Annotated in this window: 18 protein-coding genes; 10 read left to right on the top strand and 8 right to left on the bottom strand. The window is 71.1% G+C overall.

Going from position 1 to position 20,357, the window contains the following annotated elements; all coding sequences use genetic code 11:
• The first annotated feature begins 4 nt into the window (after positions 1–4).
• From D9V36_RS21000 to D9V36_RS20990, 3 genes are all read left to right on the top strand, one after another.
• Positions 5–727 (top strand): TetR/AcrR family transcriptional regulator, encoded by a 723-nt coding sequence (locus D9V36_RS21000; RefSeq protein WP_129295141.1) that lies wholly within the window; start codon positions 5–7, stop codon positions 725–727.
• 142 nt (positions 728–869) lie between these two features.
• Positions 870–1,706 (top strand): ABC transporter ATP-binding protein, encoded by an 837-nt coding sequence (locus tag D9V36_RS20995; RefSeq protein ID WP_129298573.1) that lies wholly within the window; start codon positions 870–872, stop codon positions 1,704–1,706.
• Positions 1,703–4,324, top strand: coding sequence for an ABC transporter permease (locus D9V36_RS20990; protein WP_129295140.1), 2,622 nt, complete (start codon positions 1,703–1,705; stop codon positions 4,322–4,324). The genes D9V36_RS20995 and D9V36_RS20990 overlap by 4 nt, the downstream gene beginning before the upstream one ends.
• Positions 4,325–4,469: 145 nt before the next feature.
• On the opposite strand, the gene D9V36_RS20985 is transcribed toward D9V36_RS20990, so the two are convergent.
• Positions 4,470–5,114: a LuxR C-terminal-related transcriptional regulator gene (locus D9V36_RS20985; RefSeq protein ID WP_129295139.1), complete on the bottom strand. Its 645-nt coding sequence runs from the start codon at positions 5,112–5,114 to the stop codon at positions 4,470–4,472.
• Positions 5,102–6,328, bottom strand: a complete 1,227-nt coding sequence (locus tag D9V36_RS20980; RefSeq protein ID WP_129295138.1) for a sensor histidine kinase — start codon at positions 6,326–6,328, stop codon at positions 5,102–5,104. Before D9V36_RS20980 ends, D9V36_RS20985 begins: the two co-directional genes overlap by 13 nt.
• 184 nt (positions 6,329–6,512) lie before the next feature.
• Here D9V36_RS20980 and D9V36_RS41020 point away from each other — a divergent pair, with 184 nt between their 5' ends.
• The gene (locus tag D9V36_RS41020) at positions 6,513–6,677 is read left to right on the top strand and encodes a hypothetical protein (protein WP_164992998.1); all 165 of its coding nucleotides are present in this window, start codon (positions 6,513–6,515) and stop codon (positions 6,675–6,677) included.
• A 117-nt stretch (positions 6,678–6,794) separates the two neighbouring features.
• Here the strand turns inward: D9V36_RS41020 and D9V36_RS20975 are convergent, their stop codons facing one another.
• Together D9V36_RS20975 and D9V36_RS20970 are read right to left on the bottom strand one after the other, a co-directional pair.
• Complete coding sequence (locus D9V36_RS20975; protein ID WP_129295137.1) at positions 6,795–8,045, bottom strand: SLC13 family permease; 1,251 nt, start codon at positions 8,043–8,045, stop codon at positions 6,795–6,797.
• Positions 8,046–8,181: 136 nt separating this feature from the next.
• Entirely contained in the window at positions 8,182–8,754 is a 573-nt protein-coding gene (locus tag D9V36_RS20970; protein ID WP_088799012.1) for a TetR/AcrR family transcriptional regulator, read from the bottom strand.
• A 127-nt stretch (positions 8,755–8,881) separates the two neighbouring features.
• On the opposite strand from D9V36_RS20970, the gene D9V36_RS20965 reads away from it, so the two are divergent.
• The 4 genes from D9V36_RS20965 to D9V36_RS20955 all read left to right on the top strand — a co-directional run bounded on the left by D9V36_RS20965 (position 8,882) and on the right by D9V36_RS20955 (position 14,279).
• Positions 8,882–9,784, top strand: coding sequence for an MBL fold metallo-hydrolase (locus D9V36_RS20965; protein WP_129295136.1), 903 nt, complete (start codon positions 8,882–8,884; stop codon positions 9,782–9,784).
• A gap of 279 nt (positions 9,785–10,063) precedes the next feature.
• On the top strand, positions 10,064–10,201 hold the full coding sequence (locus D9V36_RS41015; RefSeq protein ID WP_164992997.1) for a hypothetical protein: 138 nt from the start codon (positions 10,064–10,066) through the stop codon (positions 10,199–10,201).
• A gap of 336 nt (positions 10,202–10,537) precedes the next feature.
• A complete protein-coding gene (locus tag D9V36_RS20960; protein WP_129295135.1) occupies positions 10,538–12,379 on the top strand; it encodes an ABC transporter ATP-binding protein in 1,842 nt (613 codons plus the stop codon).
• 244 nt (positions 12,380–12,623) lie between these two features.
• Positions 12,624–14,279, top strand: a complete 1,656-nt coding sequence (locus D9V36_RS20955; RefSeq protein ID WP_129295134.1) for an APC family permease — start codon at positions 12,624–12,626, stop codon at positions 14,277–14,279.
• A 39-nt stretch (positions 14,280–14,318) separates the two neighbouring features.
• Here the strand turns inward: D9V36_RS20955 and D9V36_RS20950 are convergent, their stop codons facing one another.
• The 4 genes from D9V36_RS20950 to D9V36_RS20940 all read right to left on the bottom strand — a co-directional run bounded on the left by D9V36_RS20950 (position 14,319) and on the right by D9V36_RS20940 (position 16,872).
• Positions 14,319–14,579, bottom strand: coding sequence for a hypothetical protein (locus D9V36_RS20950; RefSeq protein ID WP_129295133.1), 261 nt, complete (start codon positions 14,577–14,579; stop codon positions 14,319–14,321).
• Positions 14,576–15,055, bottom strand: a complete 480-nt coding sequence (locus tag D9V36_RS20945; protein ID WP_129295132.1) for a hypothetical protein — start codon at positions 15,053–15,055, stop codon at positions 14,576–14,578. Before D9V36_RS20945 ends, D9V36_RS20950 begins: the two co-directional genes overlap by 4 nt.
• 366 nt (positions 15,056–15,421) lie before the next feature.
• Positions 15,422–15,688, bottom strand: coding sequence for a hypothetical protein (locus D9V36_RS41010; protein WP_164992996.1), 267 nt, complete (start codon positions 15,686–15,688; stop codon positions 15,422–15,424).
• A 209-nt stretch (positions 15,689–15,897) separates the two neighbouring features.
• The gene (locus D9V36_RS20940; protein WP_129295131.1) at positions 15,898–16,872 is read right to left on the bottom strand and encodes a helix-turn-helix domain-containing protein; all 975 of its coding nucleotides are present in this window, start codon (positions 16,870–16,872) and stop codon (positions 15,898–15,900) included.
• Positions 16,873–17,711: 839 nt separating this feature from the next.
• On the opposite strand from D9V36_RS20940, the gene D9V36_RS20935 reads away from it, so the two are divergent.
• Positions 17,712–18,896 (top strand): DNA cytosine methyltransferase, encoded by a 1,185-nt coding sequence (locus tag D9V36_RS20935; protein ID WP_129295130.1) that lies wholly within the window; start codon positions 17,712–17,714, stop codon positions 18,894–18,896.
• Between the two features lie 153 nt (positions 18,897–19,049).
• Entirely contained in the window at positions 19,050–20,324 is a 1,275-nt protein-coding gene (locus D9V36_RS20930; protein ID WP_129295129.1) for a Shedu anti-phage system protein SduA domain-containing protein, read from the top strand.
• The last annotated feature ends 33 nt before the right edge of the window (positions 20,325–20,357 follow it).

Genomic DNA, 20,357 nt, shown 5'->3' with positions numbered 1-20,357 from the left:
ATCCATGAGTGCCGCGTCAACCCCCAGCTCGCCCGCCGCCCGTGCTGCTGTCACGACCCGGGGCCGGCCCCCGAAACTCGACCAGGCGCGCACCGTCGAAGCCGCCCTGGCACTGCTGGACGAGGCCGGGCTCGACGCGCTCACCATGCGGCGGCTGGCCGAGGCCATGGACGTACGGGCCGGTGCGCTGTACCGCTACTTCGCGACCAAGCATGAGCTGCTGACCGCCATGGCCGAAGCGCTGCTCGCCGACTGCCTCGAACGGCCGCTCCCGTCGGCGGACTGGAGCGAGTGCCTGGCCGAACTGGCCCACCGGATGCGTGCGGCGCTCCTCGGCCGCCGGGACGGGGCCCGCGTCTACGCCGGTACGCACTCCACCGGCAGCCATACCCTCGGCTTCGCCGACACCCTCATCGGTGTGCTGCGGGACGCGGACTTCGCCCCCGACGACGCCGCCCGTGCCGCCCTCGCGGTCGTCCACTTCACCCTCGGCCACACCCTGGAGGAGCAGGCCGCCCTCCAGGCCGCAGGCGACGGCCCGGCGGACCCCGACCGGCTGCGGGCCGCGGTGACGCCGGCGCAGTACCCCCATCTCGCCCCCGCGCTGCCGGTGCTCACCAGCACGGACTTCGCCGCGCACTTCACCTTCGGCCTGCGGCTGCTCATCGAAGGGCTACGGGTCACCGGGCCGGGTTCCCCGCCCCCGCCCCCGCCCACCGGCACCTGACCGCCGGCCGGGGCTCCCCCGCCCGTAGTGGAGCCCGCTACACCCCGGAAACGGGCCCGTGCTCTCTCCTCTCCTCCCCTTTTCGTTTCTAGCGTTTCTCGGTGACCTGGTGATCCATCCGACCCACTGAGAGGGCGTGCGCATGTTCGGGCGGCGGCGCGATCCGGCGACGGCTACCGCGGGGCGGGAATCGGCGCGAGCCACCGCGGGGCGGCGGGACCCGGGGGCCGACGCGCTCACGCTGGAGGGGGTCGGCCGGGAGTACCGGCGCGGGGTGGCGGCCCTGCACCCCGTTGACCTCGCGGTGCCACGGGGGCGTTTCCTCGCGGTGATGGGGCCGTCCGGGTCGGGGAAGTCGACGCTGCTGCAGTGTGCCGCGGGGCTCGACCGGCCGACCGCGGGGGCGGTGCGTATCGGCGGTACGGAGCTGTCCTCGCTCAAGGAGGCGGCCCTGACCCGGCTGCGGCGGGAGCGGGTCGGGTTCGTGTTCCAGGCCCACAACCTCGTGCCGTCGTTGAGCGTCGCGGAGAACGTCGCCCTGCCGTTGCTGCTCGGAGACGTGCCGGTGGGGGAACGGGTCCGGCGGGGGCTCGCAGCCGTCGGGCTGGGAGAGCGGGGCGAGGCCGCGCCGTCGGAGCTGTCCGGTGGGCAGCGTCAGCGCGTGGCGGTCGCCCGGGCGCTGGTCACCGAGCCGGACATCGTCTTCGCTGATGAGCCCACGGGCTCGCTCGACCCGGCCACCGCTCGCGACGTTCTCGCCCTGCTGCGGGGCGCCGTCGACCGCGACGGCCACACCGTCGTCATGGTGACGCACGATCCGGTCGCCGCCGCCTGGACGGATGAGGCCGTCTTTCTCGTACGGGGGCGGATCGTCTCGCGTCTGGAACGGCCGGATGCCCGCCAAGTCGGCCGCATCATGCGGGACTTGGGCGGCAATCGGGAGACGGCGGCCGGGCTCGACGGGGGGCGGGCGGCATGAAGGTGACCGGACTCCTCGCCTCCCGCGCCGCCCGTACGCACCGCAAGGCCTGGGCCGCGGTCTTCGCCGCCCTCGCCCTCACCTCGCTGCTTCTCGGCACCTTCGGTCTCATGCTCGCCTCGGCCGGGGCCGGGCATCCGCGGGTGGAGCGGTATGCGGGGACCGCTTTCGTGGTCGCCGGGGACCAGGAAACCCGCTTCACCGCGAAGCCGTGGGGCAGCGCACCCAGGACTACCCGGGCCGGGCTCACCGAGCGGGTGCGGGTCCCGTGGGCGGCCCTCGGCGTGGTGCGGAAGGTGCCCGGGGTGCGGGCGGCCGTTGCCGACCAGGTCTTCCGGGTGGGCATGGCGGGGCGGGCGGCCCTCGGACGGCCCTGGGAGGCGGCCCGGCCGGCGCCCCGCGTCGTACGGCAGGGGCGTGCGCCGCGGCGGGCGGGCGAGGTCGTGGTGGGTGCGGTCGCGGTGGGCGACGGGACCCGGGGCGGCGGCCGGGTAGGGGCGGGTGCCGGAGCGCGGCTCGGGGCGGGTGCCGGAGCGCGGCTCGGGGCGCGTGTGGCGCTGCGGGTGGGCGGCAGGGACGCGGCGTACACCGTCGTGGGGGTCGCCGACGGGCCGTCCGCCGCCGTCTACTTCACGGCCGGCGAAGCCCGTCGGCTGTCCGGGCACCCGGGGGCGATGGACGCCCTGGAGGTGCTCGCCCGGCCCGGTGCGGACACCGGGGAGCTGGCCGCGCGGGTACGGCGCGCCCTGGACGCGGCGGGTGTCAGGAGCATCGGGCGGCGCGCGGACGGTGACGCGGCCGCGCTGCGGGTGCTGACCGGGAACGGGCGCGGCGGCGCCGAATTCCTCGACGCCGGCCCCGCCCGGACCGGACTGCTGGAGCTGCTGGGCTCGGTGGCCGCCACCGTCGTACTGATCGCGCTGCTCGTGGTGTCGTCGACGGTGGTGCAGGCGCTGCGGCAACGCGACCGTGAACTGGGCCTGTTGCGTGCCGTCGGGGCGACCCCGCGGCAGTTGCGCGGTGCGGTGGGGAAGGAGGTGGGGCGGGTCGCGGGCGGTGCGGCGCTGGCGGGGGCGGTGGGAGCGTTCCCCGGGTACGCCGCGCTGCGGGCGCTGCTGGAGGCGCACGGCGCGCTGCCGCCCGGCCTCGAACTCCCCCTTCCGCCCTGGCTGTGGCCCGCACCGCTGATCACCGCCGGGATCACCGTCGCGGTGGCCCATATCGCGGCGGTACTCGCCTGCGCCAGGACCGCGAAGGTGCGCCCGGCGGAGGCGCTGCGCGAGGCGCGCCCCGGCACCGCGCGCAAGGTCACCGGGCTGGTGCTGCTGTTCGTGGGCGTCAGCTCGGCGGGGACGGCGGTCCTGCAGCGCGGAGCGGCCGCGGGTGCCGCTGCCGGGGCGGCGACGGTGACGATGGTGAGCGCCTGTGCGCTGCTCGGCCCGTGGATCGCGGAGGGCGCGATGCGGGTGCTGGGGGCGCCGCTGCGGCGGTTCGGCGGCCCGGGCGGCTATCTCGCCGCCGCCAACTGCCGGGCGGAGGCACGCCGTTCGGGGGCCGCGCTCACCATCGTCATCCTGGTCGTCGCCTTCGTCTGCGTACAGCTCTCGGCGGGGGCGACGCTCGCCCGCGAGGGGGCGGTCCAGGCCCGCGGGGCGCTGCGGGCCGGCCTTGCGGTGCGGGCGGACGGCGGGCTGCCGGCCGGTGCGGTCGAGCGGATCCGTGCGGTGCCGGGGGTGCGGGCGGCGACGGAGGTGGTGCGCAGCACCGTGGTGGTGGCGCGGCGGGAGGCCGGCGAACCCCGGCTGGACCGGCTGCCGGTGCTCGGCGTCACACCGCAGCGGCTGACCCGGACGCTCGATCCCGGGGTGCGCGAGGGGACCGTGGAAGAGCTGCGGCCCGGCACGGTCGCGGTCGGTGCCGACCGGGCGCGGTCGCTCGACGCCCGGCCCGGCTCCGTGGTGACGCTGCGCTTCGGGGACGGGGCGCAGGCACGGCTGCGGGTCGTGGCGATCTACGAACGGTCGCTGGCCCTGGGGGACTTCCTCTTCTCCCGGGACGAGCTGCTGCGCCATCTGTCGCTGCCGGGCCCGGGGCAGGTGCTGGTCACGGCCGCACCGGGCGGCGACCACGAGGCGGTCGCCCGGGCCCTGACGGCCGCGGTGTCGGGCGCACGGGTGGAGCGGGGCGCCGCCGCCTCCGTACGGGTCGAGGCACCGGACCAGGCGCTGGGTGAGGTGCTGACGGCGGCGGCGCTGTCGGCGATCGGGGGCTTCATCGTGATCGCGCTGCTGAGCACGCTGTCGCTGATCGCTCTCGGCCGGCGGCCCGAGCTGCGGCTGCTGCGCCTGGCGGGGGCGGGGCGCCGCCAACTGCGGTGGATGCTGCGGCTGGAGGCGGCGGCGCTGGCCGTGACCGGGCTGGTCGTGGGGGCCGCGGTGGCCTCGGTGCCGCTGCTGGCGTTCAGCCTGGCGATGGCGGGTACGGTGCCGTCGCTGCCGCTGGGGCAGGCGGTGCTGGTCGTCGCCGTGGTGGCGGTGGTGACGGGGGCGGGGACGATGCTGCCGTTGCGGGTGATGCTGCGGGGGCGGTATCCGGGCACCGGGCCGTCGGGGTGGTGAGGACGGGCGGAGGGGGCGGGCGAAGGCCGGTAGGGAGGCGCTGCTCGTGCCGCGGCGCGGGGCCCGGGGTGCGGGGCCCGGGGTGCGGGGCCCGGGGCCTGCGCGCCTCAGGGCTTGGCCTCCGCCCCGCCGCCGTGGCCCGCGCCTACCGCCCGTTCAGGTACGCCAGCACCGCCAGCACCCGTCGATGCCCGCTGTCGCTCGCCGGCAGCCCCAGCTTCGCGAAGATGTTTCCGATGTGCTTGCTCACCGCGCGGTCCGACACCACCAGCACCTGCGCGATCGTCGCGTTGTCCCGGCCCTGGGCCATGAGCTGCAGCACCTCACGTTCGCGCGGCGTCAGGGCGTCGAGAGGATCGTCGCGGCGCCGGGTCAGCAGCTCCGTGACCACCTCGGGGTCCAGCGCGGTGCCGCCCGCCGCCACGCGTTCCAGCGCGCCCAGGAACTCGTCGACCCGCCCCACCCGGTCCTTCAGCAGATAGCCGACCCCGCCGGCGCCACCGCCCAGCAACTCCACGGCGTAGGTCTCCTCCACGTACTGCGACAGCACCAGCACCGGCAGACCGGGTATCTCCCGCCGCGCCGCCAGTGCCGCGCGCAGCCCCTCGTCACGGAACGAAGGGGGCATCCGGACGTCCAGCACCGCGGCATCAGGGCGGTGGGCGAGCAGCGCGGGCAGCACCTCGGGACCGTCGGCCGCGACCGCCACCACCTCGTGCCCGGCGGAGGTCAGCAGCAGCACCAGGCCCTCCCTCAGCAGGGCGTTGTCCTCACCGATCACCACACGCACGGCAACTCCACTTCGATCACGGTCGGGCCCCCGGCGGGGCTGGTCACTTCCACGGTCCCGTCGAGCGCCGCGACCCGCCGCCGGATGCCGAGCAGCCCGCTGCCTCCCGGCGCTCCGGCGGCGCCTTCCCCGGGGGAGCCGGTGCTCCCCAAGCCTCCCCCGGGGGAGCCGGCCCCGGCGCCGCCACAGCCCTCGTCGCGGACCGACACCGTCAACAGGCCGTCCCCGCGGGCCAGTTCCACGGCGGCGCGGTCCGCCCCGCTGTGCTTCGCGGCATTGGTCAGCGCCTCGGCGACGACGAAGTACGCGGCCGCCTCGACCGCCGCCGGGGCGCGCGGGCCGTCCTCCACCGAGTCCGCGCGCACCGCCACCTCGAGCCCGCTGCTCGCCGCCAGCGCCCGCACCGCCCCCACCAGACCCCGGTCCGTGAGGATCGGCGGATGGATGCCGCGTACGACATGGCGCAGCTCGGTCAGCGCCTCTTCGGCCTGGTCCTGGGCGTCGTCGAGGAGCCTGCGCGCCAGCTCGGGGTTGGTGTCGTAGGCCCGCTTGGCCAGCCCCACCCGCATCGACAGCGCCACCAGCCGGGCCTGGGCGCCGTCGTGCAGATCCCGTTCGATACGCCGCAGTTCGGCGCCGTGCGCGGCGACGGCACCGGCCCGGGTGACGGTCAGTTCCTCGACGCGCTCGGCGAGCAGGGCGGTGCGCCGGCTGTCCGGGGACGGCAGCAGCAGCGCACGGGACCAGGCCGCGTCGAGGTCGGCGAGGCGCCGGATCAGCGGCAGGACGACGGCCGGGCGCCGCAGCAGTCCGCACCACACCCCGTCGACGAGGAGGCCGAGGGCCCAGAGCGGCAGCGACAGGTAGGGCAGCAGCAGGCCGTAGCCGAAGTGGGCGGCGAGCCAGCGCAGATCCCGGTAGGTGCCCGGGTCCGCGGTCGCCGTACGCACCCGCTCGGACAGCTCCCCGGTGAGCGGCAGATAGGCCTCCGGGACCGCCTCACCCGTCCAGGCCGCCACCCGCCGCCGCTTGTACCCGGCCATCCGGCGCAGCAGCAGGACAGTCTCGGGCAGCACCCCCGCACCGACCACGAGGAGCGTCACGACAGCGGTGAACAGCAGCAGGGCGAGGAAGAGGTACGACACCAGGGCCAGCCCGGCCGACACCAGCAGCTGAACCGTGGCGCGCCCCGCCCGCCCGACCGTCTCCCCCATGGGCACAGGCTAGGCGACCTTGCCCAGACACGGCGCGGGAGCGAACTCCCGGGCCGGGGGTGTAGCGCACTCCACCCCGTATTAGGGAGGACGCCCCCTCGAACCGGCGGCCCGGCCACGGCATTGTCGGTGCCACGGATATTGACCTCTGCGCACCTCTGTTCTCCCTGCGGAAGGAACTCCCATGAAGGCCCTGCTCTGGTGTGTGTTCTGCCTCGCCCTCCTCGTCAACGTCTCCACCAGCTTCGCCTTCGACGGGGTGCAGCAGGTGCTGATCAGCGTCGGCACGGGCGTGGTGGCGATCGGGTCGGGGGTGGGGCTGTTCCTGATGCGCACCAGGCGGACCTGATCCCCGTGCACACCACGTGGACCTGATCCCCGTGCACACCACGTGGACCTGATCCCCTGCGCACCACGCGGAGCTGACGCCCGACGGGCCGGGGCGGCCGCCGGGGCAGCCGCCCGGTCAGCCGCCGATGAGCTGGAGGGAGCCCCACAGCGCCACCGTGGCCAGGCCCAGGGCGGCGGGCACGGTGAGCAGACCGAGGTGGGTGAATTCCTTGAGGGCGACGTCGTGCTCGTGGTGGTGGACGATGCGCCGCCACAGCAGGGTGGCCAGCGATCCGGCGTAGGTGAGGTTGGGGCCGATGTTCACGCCGAGGAGCACCGCGAGGACGGCGCCCGGGCCGCTCGGCGCGGCCAGCGGCACCAGGACCAGCACCGCGGGCAAGTTGTTGATCACGTTGGCGAGCGCGGCGGCCAGCGCGGCGATGCCGAGCAGGGCGGGAAGCGAGGTGCCGTCGGGCAGCAGGTGCCCGAGCGCATCGGCGAGCCCGTTGTCGACGACCGCGCGCACGACGATGCCCAGGGCCAGCACGAACGCGAGGAACGGCAGTCCGGCGGCCCGGACGACGGCGGCCGGGGTGGTGTCGCGCCGGGCGAGCGCACGGACCGCCATGACGAGGGCGCCGGCCGCCGCTGCCCAGGCCGGGTTGACGCCCAGCGCGGAGGTCAGCGCGAAACCGGCGAGCGTGCCGGCCACCGTCACCAGGGCGAACAGCGGCAGCTCGGGAGGCTCGGCGGTGTCCGGGCCAGGGGCCGGGGCGCGCAGGTCGGCGGCGAAGAAGCGGCGGAAGACCAGGTATTCGACGCCGATCGCGACCCCCCACGGCAGCGCCATCAGCGCGCCGAACCGGGTGAAGCTCAGCCCGCTCGCCGTGAAGGCCAGCAGGTTCGTCAGATTGGAGACGGGCAGCAGCAGCGACGCGGTGTTCGACAGATGGGTGCAGGCGTATACGTGGGGCTTGGGGCGGGCACCCATGTGCGCGGCGGTGGCGAACACGACGGGGGTCAGCAGGACGACGGTGGCGTCCAGGCTCAGTACGGCCGTGATGGCCGACGCGAGGGCGAAGACCGCGCCCAGCAGACGGCTCGGCCGCCCCGCCGACCAGCGCGCCATCCAGGTGCCACAGGCGTGGAAAAGCCCCTCGTCGTCGCAGAGTCTGGCGAGGATCAGCACCGCGGCGAGAAAGCCGATCACCGGTCCCAGCCGCTCCGCCTCGTCGCGGACATGGTCCAACGGGATCACCCCGGCCACGATCACCACGGCGGCGGCCGGCACCGCGAAGACCGCCTCGGGCAGCCGGAACGGCCGGCTCACGGCACACACCAGCACCACCAGCAGCATGGCCAAAGACAGGGATTCGGCGAGCACCATGCGCTGGTTGATCCCTTCCGCGCAGCGGAGCGTGACATGCGGGCGAAGGCCTCACCCGGGGCTCAGGGGCCATGCCCTCCGGCGCGCCACGACGGGCGTCCCGCGCCCTACCGGCGCGCGGGCACGGCGAACGGGGTCAGTGCCGTGGCATCAGCCCGGAGAGGGTGGCCTCCACGAGGCCGCGCGCATATGCCGCGTCCGTCGGGCCCGGCCGGAAGACCAGCCGGTACATCATGGGGGCGACGATGTGGTCCATCACGAGCTCGGTGTCCGGGGCAGGCTCGCCGCGCTCGGCGGCGCGGGCGAGGATGACGTCCACCTGTTCGGCGGCGTAGGCCGAGCACTGGCCCGCATGGCTGCCGTCCGGATCGCCGGCGAGCGCGTCGCGGAGGTAAGCCCGCCCCGGGGGTGAGGCCATCTCCTCCAGGAACTGTTCGGCCCATGCCTCCAGGTCCGTGCGCAGCGCTCCGTGATCTGCGGGCGGTGCCTCCGGGCGCAGGCGCTCGACGGCCACGTCGGACAGCAGCTCCTGGAGGTCTCCCCACCGGCGGTAGATCGTCGAGGGCGTGACCCCGGCGCGAGCGGCGACCAGGGGAACCGTCAGCGCCGCACGGCCCTCTTCGGCTTCGAGGGCGCGCACGGCTGCGTGCACCGATTCCTGGACGCGGGCACTGCGTCCCCCGGGGCGGGTCATCGGCCTGGGGCTCATGGCTCGACCTTAAGGGCTCGGAGCCGCGCGGGTCCACATAAAAGCAATCTGTTTGCGTTAGCGTCGGGGGCGCGGTAGCGTGAGTTAACGCAAAGGAATTGCCTTTGGTTCGCGGAGAGGACACCTCATGTCTGTCGTCAGTGACGCGGTCCCCGCCTGGACGGTGGGCGAGATCACCGTCCGCCGTATCGACGAGACCGCGCTCCCCGCGCCGACCGGCCGCTGGCTGCTGCCCGACGCCACCCCGGAGGTGGTGGCCCAAGCGCCATGGCTGCGGCGGGATTTCACCGACCACGACGGCACCCTCCGCCTGGCCACCCACAGTTTCGCGATAGAGGTGCAGGGGCTGCGCCTGCTCGTCGACACCGGAATCGGCAACGGCAAACCCCGGACCAACCCCGCCTGGGACCACCTGGACAGCGACTATCTCCCGCGTCTGACGGCGGCCGGCTTCGCCCCGGACACGGTGGACCTGGTCCTCCTCACCCATCTGCACACCGATCACGTCGGCTGGAACACCCGCGCCGACAAGGGCGATTGGGTCCCCACCTTCCCCCGCGCCCGCTATCTGGCGGCCCGCGCGGAGTGGGACCACTGGTCGGGCCAGGACCTGGACGACGCCCGCCGCCAGATGTTCCGGGACTCCGTCCACCCCGTCCGTGACGCCGGACTGCTCGACCTGGTCGAGGTGCCCGGCGAAGGCGTCACGGTCGCTCCCGGAGTCCGCCTCCTGCCCACCCCCGGACACACGCCCGGCCAGTTCGCCGTGGAGCTGCGCAGCGCCGGGCAGGCGGCCCTGATCACCGGCGACTGCATCCACCACCCGGTCCAGCTACCGCGCCCCGACATCTGCAGCTGCGCGGACGTCGACCCCGCACAGGCCGCCAGGACCCGCCGCAGCCTCCTCGCCTCGCTCGCCGGTACGGACACCCTGCTCCTGGGCAGCCACTTCCCGCCGCCCACGGCGGGCCGCGTCATCGCCGAGGGTGACGCCTACCGGCTCTCGCCCGTCGCCCCGGACCGCCTCTGACCGCCCCTGCCCCTACGCCGCAGCGGCCCGCCCTGCCCCCTGCCTCCGCTGCCCTGCCGGTGTCGCCGCCTGTCCGCCGCTTCCCGTCCCGCTCCTTCCCGTCCCGCGCAGGGCATCCGGAGGGCGATCCCTCGCCACCCTCAGTCACATTTAATGAGAAAAACGGCTTTTGTCTGAATTTTCACGCATTTCGCCTTGTTGGGGACAGTTGGGCGTCGTAGCTTGGGAGTTGTCGGAGCCGGTAACGGTTCGACAAAGGAAATCGATGAGGAGGCGAGTATGAGCTTCCGCAAGGTCTTCCCCAGAAGGCGTCGCCGCGACCATGACGACTGGTACGGCAACGACCACGACCGCCGCAGGCGCCGCAGGCGGTTCCGCCGGGGCCGCGGGCGCGGTTTCTACGGCTACGGCTACTGACACACACCTCTGAGTTCGAGGCAGGCTCGCGTAAGGCGCGAGTTTGCCTCGTCGTTTTAGGGGGCGGTGCCTCGTGGTTCCGCTCAACCACCCCACCAGCGACGAGATGACGTAGCGATCATGAACCTGCGTAGCTCACGCCGGCGCGGAGAGCGCCCCGCAGCATCGCCCCAACGGGGCACGGAATCAGCGCCCGTTGGAGAGAATTCGGCACTGCCGCACGATGCCGGCGAAAACGCCACTCACTCCACTCACTCCACCCCCTCCACCGACACCAGCGAACCCGTCAGCGGTGCGCGTCCCCGGTCGCAGCCGGCCCCGGACCCGGACCCCGCCATGGACCGGGTGTTCCGCGCACTCGTCGCGGACACCTCCATCCGCACCAGACGGGTGGGCTTCAAGGAAGCGGTAGGGCGGTTCTGGCCGCTGACCCGGGGCGACCGGCGCTGGATCGCCCTGGTCATCCTGAGTGCCATCGTCGCCGCGCTCGCGGAGACCGTGGCCATCCTGCTCTTCGCCCAACTCACCGACAATGCCCTGCAGAAGGGCTCGGTCAGCGCCTTCTGGCAACCTGCCGGGCTGTGGCTCGGCGTCGCCGTCGCCGGCGCGATCGTCGGATACCTCGGCGGCTCACTCGCCGCCTGGACGGCGGAACGCTTCGTGATGCGCCTACGCGCCCGCGTCTTCGCCCATCTCCAGACGCTGCCGCCGCACTTCTTCCAGCGCAACCGCCGCGGTGACCTGGTCGAGCGGCTGACCGGCGACGTCGACGCCATCGAACAACTCGTGGTCTCCGGCCTCGTCCAGGTGGCCACCGCCGGATTCGGCATCATCTTCTACGCCGGAGCCGCGCTCTGGCTGCGCTGGGACCTGGCGCTGGCCACCTTCGCCCTGGCCCCGCTGTTCTGGCTCGCCACCACCCGCTTCACCGGCCGGGTCAAGGAGGTGTCCCGCCGGGAACGGGCGGCGGACGGCGCCATCACCTCGGTGGTCGAGGAAGGCCTGGTCAACGTCGTCCTCACCCAGGCCTACAACCGGCAGCGGGACGAACAGGAACGGCTCCGCCGCGAGGCGCGCAGCTGGCTGCGGGCCTCGGTGACCAGCGCCCGCCTCAACCAGCTGTACGCGCAGCTGGTCGAGGTCCTGGAAACGCTCTGTGTCCTGGCGATCATCGGCCTGGGCGCGTGGGAGATCTCCGCGGGACGGATGTCCCTGGGGCAGCTCCTGGCGTTCGCCGCATTCGTCGGCTACCTCTACCCACCCATCCGCGACCTCGGCGCGCTCGGTCTGACGGTCACCGAAGCGACCGCCGGCGCCGAGCGCCTGCTGGAGATCCTTGACGCCCCGCCCGCCGTCACCGACCCCGACCCCGCGGTCGTCGTGCCGGCCCCGGCGCGCGCCGTCGGCGCGGTGGAGGTGTGCGGGGTCGGCTTCCGCTACCCCGGCGGCAAGGAAGACGTACTCCGCGACTTCTCCTTCACCGCGGTACCCGGGGAACTGGTGGTGATCACCGGCCCCAGCGGCGCGGGCAAGTCGACCCTGGCCGCCCTGCTGCTGAGGTTCTACGACCCGGACACCGGCAGCGTCCGGCTGGACGGCATCCCCGTGAACCGGCTGCCGCTCGACCGGCTCCGCTCGAACATCACCCTGCTGCCCCAGGACACCCTCGTCCTGCACGACACGGTGGAGGAGAACATCGCCTGCGGACGCGACGACGTGACACACGACGATGTCGTCGACGCCGCCCGTGCCGCCGACGCCGACGGGTTCATCTCCGCCCTCCCCGACGGCTACGACACGGTCATCGCCCCCGGTACCTCCCGGCTCTCCGGCGGCCAACTGCAGCGCATCGCCATCGCCCGCGCCATGCTGCGCAACGCCCCCGTGCTCATCCTCGACGAGCCCACCACCGGACTGGACGCCCTGGCCACCCAGCGCATCCTCGGCCCGCTGCGGCGCCTCGCCGAAGGCCGCACCACCCTCGTGATCACCCACGACCTGGACCTCGCCGCGGACGCCGACCGCATCCTGGTCCTGGACGAGGGACGCCTGGTGGAGTCGGGGCAGCACGCCCAGCTCCTCGCCGGCCAAGGCCTGTACGCCACCCTCTTCCACGCCCACCCGCCACCCCGCAACGGCTCCCCGCACCCCGTCGCCCGCCCGTCGGGCAGCCACTAGCCGCTGGCCACTAGCCACTAGCCCCTGGCGGCAACCGGCGCCGGGGCACCGCCGGAACCGAAACGGCCGGGGCCACGGCCGTCGACACGACCACCGCCACCGCCCCGGCCCCGAAACCGGGACACGAGCAGGGCCGTACGGCGTACGGCCCTGCTCACTCTCAGTACGCACAGCGACACGCAAGGCGCATACCCGCCTGGTCCGCCTCCCGGGACCAAGATGGTCCCGTGAACCAGGAGCGCGCGTGACCAGCCCATCCACAGCGGGGAGTGACAGCGCCACCGGAACCCGCCACCTCCACCGGGCGGTCGGGTTCTGGGGGCTGATGTTCATCTCCCTGGGATCGATCATCGGCTCCGGCTGGCTGCTCGGCGCCCTGACCACCGCCGTCATCGCCGGACCGGCATCGCTGATCTCCTGGGTCCTCGCGTCCACGATGCTCGCCGTGCTCGCGCTGGCCCACGCGGAACTGGGCGCCACCTACCCGATCGCGGGCGGCACCGCCCGGTTCCCCTTCTTCGCCTTCGGCCCCCTGGTCGGCTTCACCGCGGGCTGGATGTCCTGGCTGCGCTCGGTCCTGATCTCACCGATCGAGGTCGAGGCCACGCTCTCGTACATGGACCGCATCGGCTGGGTCCACGACCGGGTGCACGTCCTGCACCCCAACGGCACCCTCACCGCGGCCGGCCTGCTGATCGCCAGCGTCTTCATGCTGATCTTCACGCTCATCAACGTCCTCGGCGTACGCCTGCTGTCCGGGATCAACTCGGTCACCGCGGTGGTGAAGACGGCCGTACCGCTGCTGACCGTGGTGGTCTTGATGACCCTGTCCTTCCACGGCTCGAACTTCACCGCGGGCGGCGGCTTCGCACCGCACGGTGCGCACGGCGTCTTCGCCGCCCTGCCCGCCGGTGTGGTGTTCGCGCTGCTGGGCTTCGAACAGGCCATCCAGCTGGCCGGTGAGGCGCGCGACCCGCAGCGCGATGTCTCCCGGGCGGTGATCGTGGCCATGGCGGTCGGTACCGCGCTCTACCTCCTGCTGCAGATCGCCTTCATCGCCGCCCTGAACCCCGACGCCGTGACCCACAGCTGGGACAACCCCGTGGGCAAGGGCAACTTCGGCCCCTACGCCACGCTCGCCACCGTCGTCGGCGCCGGCTGGCTGGCGACCATCCTCTACGTCGATGCCGTCATCTCCCCGGCGGGCACCGGCCTGGTCTACATGGCCGGCGCCGCGCGTCTCTCCTACGCCATGGGACGCGAGCGGGTCCTGCCCAAACCCCTCACCCAGGTCGGCCGCAGCCGGGTGCCGGTCGTCTCGATCCTCCTCGCCTTCGTGGTCGGCGAGATCGCGTTCCTTCCCTTCCCCAGCTGGCAGGCGCTGGTGAGCGTGGTCACCTCGGCGGCGGCGATCATGTACGCCTTCGCCCCGGTGGCGCTGCACGCCCTCCGCGTACAGGACGGCGGCCGGAACCGCCCCTACCGGCTCCCCGTCGGCTCCGTACTGGCCCCCGCCGGCTTCGTCTTCGCCAACCTGATCTTCTACTGGTCCGGCTACGAGGCGGACTGGAAGCTCGGTGTCGCCGCCCTGCTCGGCTTCATCGTCCTGGCGCTCACCCGCCGCGGCATCCCCGCCGCCGAACGCAGCGGGCTGCGGGCAAAATCGGCCGCCTGGGTGTGGCCCTGGCTCGGCGGCATGATCCTCATCGGCCGCTTCGGCCGCTACGGCGGCACCCGCGCACTCCCCGCCTGGTGGGACCTGATCATCGTGATCGTCTTCAGCCTCGCCGTCTTCTACACCGCCGTACGCCTGGCCATGCCCCCCGAAGCGGTGGACGCCGCCGTCCAGCACGAGGAAGAGGGCGAATCGGTACCACCACCCGCCCCCTCATCGAGCTGACCTCCTGGGCTTCCGGTCTCCTCAACTCCTCGACGGCGGTCAGTACAGCCAGACACCGAAGGCGGCGATCACCAGCCCCACCACCAGACAGCAGCCCCCGCCGAGGAGCACCCCGCGCAGGGACCGGCCCCGCGGCCGCCCGGCCTTGCGCCAGGTGTCGATCGCCGCGAACACACCAAGGAAGACCGTCACGCTCCCGGCCACCACGATGAGCGCACCGAAAAACATGGCCCAGGTGACGGGGCGGTGCGGATCCGGATGCCAGACGGCCGCAAGCGCCACGTCACTGCCCGCTCTCATTCGCCTTTGGCCGTCTTCTTCTCGTCCTCGACCAGATTCTGGGCGTCCGACTCGATGCCGGAACCCGCACCGTAGACACCTGTGTTCAAGCCCGTGTCCACGACGTTCCTGAACGCGCCGTCGGCGAGCTTGCCCCGGTCGCCGAGGTTTTCGCCGCCGAGACTCCCGTGCTGTTCCAGAGCGTGGTGGACACCGTGGTTCTGGGCGTTTCCGAGCCCGCCGGTGAGGGCGTTCGTGCCCGCGTCCCAGGCAAGGGTCGACCCGTCCTTGCCGGCCCAGACATCAGCCGTGAGCCCGCCTGCCACATTGCCGGCCGCGCCCTTCACGGTGGTGCCGAGCAGGCCGTCCCCTCTCCGTATCCGGCCGGCCGCGCCGGCAGGGCCCGCAGCCTCCGCCAGCGTCGCGCTGCCTCCGGTGAACAGTGCCGTACCGAGCGCGGCCCGGCTTCCGTTGACGAGGTCGTCTGTGACCGTCACCTGCTGTCAGGCGCGCAACTTCGGAAGAAACAGCACCGCGCCATTCGGCACCGGTCCCTCCCCTCGTGGGGACCGGTGCCGAATGGCGCAGGCGGGGGCGGTCCGCGCCGGGTGGCGGAGTGTGGACGGTGCCGGTTGACGAAGAGCCATGGCACTGGGCCTGCCACGGGGCACGGCACATCGTTGCTTCGGCACTTGCCGCCGCTGATCGGAGGAAACGGTCCGCCGGGCCTTCGCAGCGGAGCCTTGGATCGAACCGTCAAGGCGGGTGCATACCTGGTCCGGACAGTGACGCGCGGCAGGCGGCCGAGCCGGACGCCGTCGCCTACCGGACCTGTTCCACGGACTCCTTGCTGACAAAGCAAGTCACCAACAGGAACTGCCCGCTCGGTCGTTCAGTTCTCCGCGTCCGCGGTGCTGCTCTTGCACTTCAGGGGTGTTGCCCTTCCAGGCCATGGCGATGAAGTTGTTCCCCGGCCTTCCCTCATCTCGCTGGAGAAACCGCAAGCCGTCCAGCCCTTGGCGCCGCCGGGGTAATCCCTGAACTCGAAGTCGGATTGCGAATTGCCGCGGTGCGAAGCGCACATCGGCCGGTGCGGCCATCAGGCCGAGGGCGAGGTCGTCGGCGGCCACGAGTGCTCCGGACGATGTGAGAGTGCGCATGGATCCCCCTGTGGATAAGGCGATTGCGGATCACTGCCTGGTTGGTCGTTCGGGGTAGGTCGCCCTCGCGACAGGCCCCCGGCCCATGCACAGGCAATGATCGAACCGGCGTCTCCATGATGTCGGTACGCGGCCGGTGAGTCGCTGGCTCAGAGTGCACAACCGTGTTGGCAATGAGTTCACTCGTGGCCGTGGAGGGCCTGATGCCGGTGATCCTTGGGTGTGGTGCCGTAGGCGGCGCGGTAGGCGCGGCTGAAGTCGGTTGCGCGGGGGAACCCCCAGCGGGCGGCGATGGCGTGGAGGGGGAGGGCGTGGAGCGCCGGGTCGGTGAGGTTGCGGCGGGCCGCCTCCAGGCGCAGGCCGCGGATCCAGGCGGCGACGGTGGCTTCTTCGTCCCGGAAGAGGCGGTGCAGGTAGCTGGTGGAGATGTGGTGCGCGGCGGCGATGGTGGCCGGAGTGAGGTGCGGGTCGTGCAGGTGCTCCCGGATGAACGCCTGGATGCGCAAGGTGAGGGCCTGTCGGCGGGTCTCCGGGGGGAGACAGTCGCCGGCTTCGAGCAGGTGGGCGAAGAGCGCGGCGACCAGATCGTTCAGGACCGTGCCCAGCCGGGGGCCGTCGGAGGGCTGGTACGCGGTCGTGTCCGCGGTCAGCTGGGTGAGAAACCGTGCCAGGAGGGCACCCATACCGTCCCGGGCCGACACCGGCGCCCCGACTATCCGTGGTGCCATGTCGCGTGGCAGCGGCAGCAGGTCCTTCGGAGTCTCCAGCGCGAGGAGCGTGACCGGGCCCGTGGTGCTGCGGATGTCGTTCGGCAGTGAGGTGGAGGTGACGAACAGGTCGTGCGGCTTGTACTCGGTTTCCCGGTGCCTCCACTCGCCTGTCCCGGTCCCCTCTACGACGAGGGAGAGATGGTAGGCCTCCGGGTCGGACTGCCGGATCAACTTCGGTGTGCGCCGGAAGACCAGGGGCTGGTAGGTGGCGGACCACACGGTGACCTCACCGAGGTCCAGCACGCGTTGGGTAGCGCGGAAGTCGTCGGTGTGGTCGCTGCGCAGCTCCATGGGAGCGTGCGTGCGGCCCAGCAGCTCGACCCAGTAGTCGAACCGGTCCGCCGCAGGCAGAGCCTCGGTCCGGAACACCATCTCGTCCAACAACAGTCTTTCCCCCGTTTCTGAACCTGCGCTCAAGGGCTCCCTTCGAGTTGTACACGGGTATGCCGGAGGCCCTGGTTCCATGCCGCGGCGGCCGGGAGTACGGACAGAGCGGGGAGCGCGGCCGGTGCTCCACAAGATCGCGCAGCAGATCGCAGAGCTGCGCCGGGCGCCGAGCGGGATCGACCGGGACCGACTGGGACGAGGGACGAGAACCGAGACGGCCGGTGGAGCCGGAGAACCGCGAAGGGCCCCACCGCAAGCGGTGGGGCCCTTCAACGTTGTGCCCGGTGAGAGCACTGGCGGAGGATACGAGATTCGAACTCGTGAGGGGTTGCCCCCAACACGCTTTCCAACTGTGCGCATGGCCGTACGGGGGTGTTCGCGGGTGTTCGCGCGGCAGGTCAGACCAGGCGGCCGTACAGGGGCGAACGGCGGCGTCCGTCAGCGCACTGGGCAAAGATCAGGACAACGGGTGGGCCGGCCAAGCCGAGACCTCGGTGCGCTGTCTTGTAGGCGACCTCAGCACATCGGGACCGGCTGGACACGTATTGACGCTTACACAGAGCCGATCAGCGTGGCGCCGATCGCTGGGAAGCGCCCTCTGACCTGCAGAGGGTGCGTCACCCGCGCGCAATCAGCTAGTGACGGCTCAGTCCGGAGTACGTCGCTGTCGGTGTCACCGGCTGATGTCCGGACCCCGCTCCTGGCGACCATCACCCGGCTCGCATCCTGCGTGACCCTGGGTCACTGACTCAGGGCTCTGCACCCAAATCACCTCTCAACCCAGGCGCAGGAGAAACTGTGTCTTGAGCTAGAAAGGACGTGGGATCATTGTCACCATGCCGTATCCCGACGCTGCCGCTCGACCGCTGACTGTTGCAGGGCTGTTCGCCGGCATCGGCGGTGTTGAGCTCGGGCTGCAGGCGGCGGGTATGCAGACCAAGCTGCTCTGCGAGTGGTGGGAGCCTGCGCAGGCAGTCCTCGCCCACCGCTTCCCGGGTGTTCCACTTCATGACGACATCCAGACCCTGGCATCCCTGCCGGATGTGGACGTGGTCACGGCTGGCTTCCCGTGCACCGATTTGTCACAGGCGGGCCGCACGGCCGGCATCCATGGTGAAGCGTCCGGGATGGTCAAGCACCTCATCAAGCTCCTCGATGACGCTTCCCCGCGGTGGGTGGTCATCGAGAACGTTCGAAACATGCTGGCATTGGATCGCGGTACTGCCATGGAGTACCTGGTCAGCGAGTTCGAGCGGCTCGGTTACACCTGGGCATACCGGCTAGTCGACTCGCGTTTCACCGGCGTGCCCCAGCGCCGCCACCGAGTCATCTTCGTCGCCTCGCGCACCGAAGACCCCCGCGCCGTACTGTTCTCAGACGATGCCGGGGAACGCCCCGAGAGTGAGTACCGGGAAGACGCCTTCGGCTTCTACTGGACAGAGGGCAACACGGGCCTCGGGTGGGCACAGGACGCCCTACCCACTCTTAAGGGCGGCTCCGGGCTGGGAATCCCGTCGTCCCCAGCCATGTGGATCCCAGGAGCCGAGGCTGGACGAGCCATTTTGACGCCACGGATCGAAGACGCCGAAGCGCTTCAGGGCTTCCCCCGGGGCTGGACCGAGGCTGCTCTCCAGAAGGCCAAGCCCGGGGTCAGGTGGAAGTTGGTGGGCAACGCCGTCACCGTCGGCGTATCCGACTGGTTGGGGCGGCGGCTCCTCGAGCCGGGCAAGTATGACGAGACCGGCCAGATCATCCTTCCCAAAGGCATGCGCTGGCCGACAGCAGCTTGGGGAGATGCGAACGAACGTTGGAGTGCGCCCTTGAGCTTGTGGCCAGAGCGGAGCCGTTACCAGCATCTCCTCGACATTGTCGATGTCGGAGAGGCGGCCCCTCTGAGCCTCCGCGCGACAGCGGGCTTTCATGGACGACTTCTCAAGAGCCGGCTGCGCTACCAGGAAGCATTCTCCGAGGACCTGAAGCGGCATGCCGATCGGATGGCCGGACCGGTTCCGGTCTCGTAGAGACGTCCGCCTTGGGGAGCCTGACGAGCAGAAGGTCCGCGTCACTGACGTGACCGCAAGGGCTGATCACCCCGGGCGGGGAGTGAGCTCCCGTCCCCGCCCGAGGTGTAAAAACCTGCTCCACACAGACCTTCGACTGCCTAAGATCCAGGCATGACTTCTGAGGAGAATCTGGCGGAGCTTTGGCGGCTTCTGGACACCAACCACGAAGCTCCATCTTCCCATAAATACGATGGCGCGCGAAAATTCGTGGGCGGCTTGGTCAACGTAGCCGCAGCTAGGGTCTATATCACCTATATCAGCAAGGCGGGGAACCTGAGCGTCCGCGCCTCGCAGTCGACCGGCGCACTGAAATCCGACGTTGTCATTGCTCTGGTCAAACTGCGCACCGAGGATGCTGCGACCCATAGGGCAGCACGAAGCTTCGTGGAGCGGACTGGCAAGCCGGTATTTCTACTTCAGAGGGAAACCGAGGAAAGCTCCAAATGGCACCCGATGGGTGGCTACGTTCTGTCGATTGATCCTCGCGGGCAGGAACTGCTGACCCAGCTCGAAAAGCTCTTCGCCGCTCCTGCTCACCAGACGATCCCGATGAGCGAGGATTTCGCAGCCGTTAATGCCGTTCGGTATCTTGAGGGGCTTGGCATTACGGGGTCGGTTATGGGATCTGCCCTTTCGGGGTGGCACGACCTTACGAACATGCTCGCTAGCGCCGCCCAAAGTCCAGTCGGCCTTTCTGCGGCCGAGGCTGCCGTTGTCACACAGAGGCGCAAGCTCATTGCAGAGCTGAAGGCCATGATCGCGGACCGGAGTACGACCGAGCGAGAACTGCACAAAAAGATCCAGGGTCACTATTGGATTTTTGGCGGCAGGTACACGGGAGTCTCCGAGAGGAACTCCCTCATTCCCATGGATGAGTACGACATTCCGCTATTCTGTACGGACGGATCGATCCATATTGTTGAGCTTAAGGGGTCGTACATCACGAAACTAGTGGAACGTCAACGGTCTCACTTGATTCCGGGGAAAGAAGTGCATCAGGCGGTGGGGCAGGCCATGAATTATTTGCTCGACCTAGATGAGCTTGGTGCCTCAATGGCAACTTTCTACAAGCGCAACGGGATTGAGTATGATCTGTCTCGCGCCCGAGCGACAGTGGTGATCGGTAATCCCGACTTCGTGAGCATTCCAGCCGACACGAAACTGAAGTTGGGGCCAGTAGACAGGCAAATGATCGACCAAGCTATCAGGACTTACAATGGCCTGATCAGCCGCATTGACGTTGTCACTTGGGCCGATCTCCTGGACGCCGCAGAGCGGTCACTCAAGTTCGAGGAAGAGAGCGCTGCCGTGACCTCGCACGAACGTCCCCAAGTGCCGCCTCAGGCGCAGGGAGACGCAACAGGGTCCGAAGAGACAATTTTCTGAATGTGCATTCCTCCCGACCGCCTGCATGGCCGC

Source organism: Streptomyces lydicus (assembly GCF_004125265.1).
In the GTDB taxonomy this organism is placed as follows: Bacteria; Actinomycetota; Actinomycetes; order Streptomycetales; family Streptomycetaceae; genus Streptomyces; species Streptomyces lydicus_C.
Note: the sequence above shows the minus strand (reverse complement) of the source record. Positions and strands in the feature narration are given on the sequence as shown.